Raw genomic sequence first — 1054 nt, forward strand, 5'->3', positions numbered from 1 at the left:
TCTGATGGTGTGGACGGCTCCACCCGAACGGCATCGCAATGTGCCATGCTGGTGCTGTTTGGAACCAACAGAGGGAAGGAGCCATCCACATGAAGATTACAACACTGGGGATCGATCTCGCCAAGTCCGTCTTTCAGCTTCACGGGGTGGATGCCGATGGTGCTGTTGTTCTGCAGAAGAAGCTGCGGCGCGGTGCCGTGCTCGCCTTTCTCGGCAAGCTTGAACCTTGCCTGATCGGACTGGAAGCCTGCGCGACATCCCATCACTGGGCGCGTGAGATTGCTGCCCTTGGTCATGACGTACGGCTGATCGCGCCGGCTTACGTGAAGCCTTATGTGAAACGGCAGAAGAACGACGCGGCCGACGCCGAGGCGATCTGCGAGGCCGTGACACGGCCGAACATGCGCTTTGTCCCAATAAAGACCGAGGAGCAGCAGGGTGTTCTCGTACTGCATCGATCCCGCGACTTGCTGATGCGCCAGCGCACGATGATCTTGAATGCCATCCGGGCCCACTTCGCCGAGTTTGGGGTCGTTGCCGCGCAGGGGCCCCGTAAAGTTGCTGAACTTGTCCTTCGCCTTCGTGATGATGACACCCCCGGACTGCCCGAGACCGCCCGGTCCGCCCTCCTGGCCCTGGGCGAGCAGCTTGACAGCCTGCAACAGGAGATCCGAGAGATTGAACGACAGCTGTTGATCTGGCACCGGCAAAGTCAGGCAAGCCAGCGGCTCGAGACGATCCCGGGTGTCGGGGTAATCACGGCCACGGCGCTTGCCGCCAACGTGCCTGACCCAACCGTCTTCAAATCCGGCCGTCAGTTCGCAGCCTACCTTGGCCTCGTGCCCAGGCAAAATTCATCGGGAGGCAAGGACCGTCTCGGGCATATATCGAAGATGGGCAACGGCTACCTGCGCCGACTGCTGGTCGTCGGCGCCACCTCCGTCACACGACGGGCGCCAACCATCGACAGCCGAACTGGCGCCTGGGTCAGATCGCTTCTGGAGCGCAAACCAACTCGGGTCGTCACCGTCGCTATCGCCAACAAGACGGCCCG

Annotated in this window: 1 protein-coding gene; it reads left to right on the forward strand. The window is 61.7% G+C overall.

Annotated features, from left to right (window positions below):
- Window positions 1-89: 89 nt before the first annotated feature.
- A partial coding sequence (locus FHR98_RS16570; protein ID WP_183417852.1) for an IS110 family RNA-guided transposase occupies window positions 90-1054 on the forward strand: 965 nt, incomplete at its 3' end.

The organism is Limibacillus halophilus (assembly GCF_014191775.1).
Lineage (GTDB): Bacteria > Pseudomonadota > Alphaproteobacteria > Kiloniellales > CECT-8803 > Limibacillus > Limibacillus halophilus.